Origin of the sequence: Mycobacterium sp. IS-2888, from assembly GCF_001954215.1 — a bacterium.
GTDB lineage: Bacteria > Actinomycetota > Actinomycetes > Mycobacteriales > Mycobacteriaceae > Mycobacterium.
Genome location: NZ_MBET01000114.1, coordinates 1 through 633 on the forward strand (window position 1 = coordinate 1; position 633 = coordinate 633).

At 65.1% G+C, this 633-nt stretch carries 2 pseudogenes; one reads left to right on the top strand and one right to left on the bottom strand.

The window, feature by feature from the left end:
* Positions 1–348, top strand: a pseudogene (locus A5745_RS22995) (hypothetical protein); the annotation flags it as partial.
* A gap of 4 nt (positions 349–352) precedes the next feature.
* On the opposite strand, the pseudogene A5745_RS23000 reads toward A5745_RS22995, so the two are convergent.
* A pseudogene (locus tag A5745_RS23000) lies at positions 353–633 on the bottom strand (hypothetical protein); the annotation flags it as partial.

A 633-nucleotide genomic window follows, 5' to 3' on the forward strand; every position in this document is an offset into this window, starting at 1 on the left:
GCGCCGCAGGGAGCGTTCACCGCCGCGCGGGCCGCCAAGGACCAGGGCGTGCAGATATCGACCATCTCGTTCGGCACCAAGACCGGCAGCATCGAGATGGACGGCCAGCGGGTGAATGTGCCCGTCTCCACGGACCAGATGAAGAAGATCGCGCAGCTTTCCGGTGGGCAGTCCTACACCGCCACCAATCTCGAGCAGCTCAACAAGGACTACGACGCCATCGAGAACGAGATCGGGTATCGCACGGTGCCCGGACCGGGCAGTGCGGGCTGGCTGCGCCTCGGGGTCGTCGTCGCGCTGGTGGCGACGGCTCTGGCGCTGCTGATCAACCGAAGACTTCCCACCTGATCGCTCAGGCGGGCAGCCGGCGATTCAGGAACAGGCCCGCCAATACCGCGCCGGCCATCACGAACGCACCGAGCAGCATCCACGCCAGGCTCGCGTCACCCTTCACGGTTTCGTAGCCGATCTGGTGCTGCAGCGTCGTATAGACGTTCTTGAGCGATTCCAGGCTGTCGGCATGGAACGCCTGGCCGTCGGTGATCTCGCAGATTTTCTGCAGCGTCCGATCGTCGACCGGGACGGGAATGCTGGCGCCCTCGAACTCGACGGTGCCGTACGGCGTGCAGATAT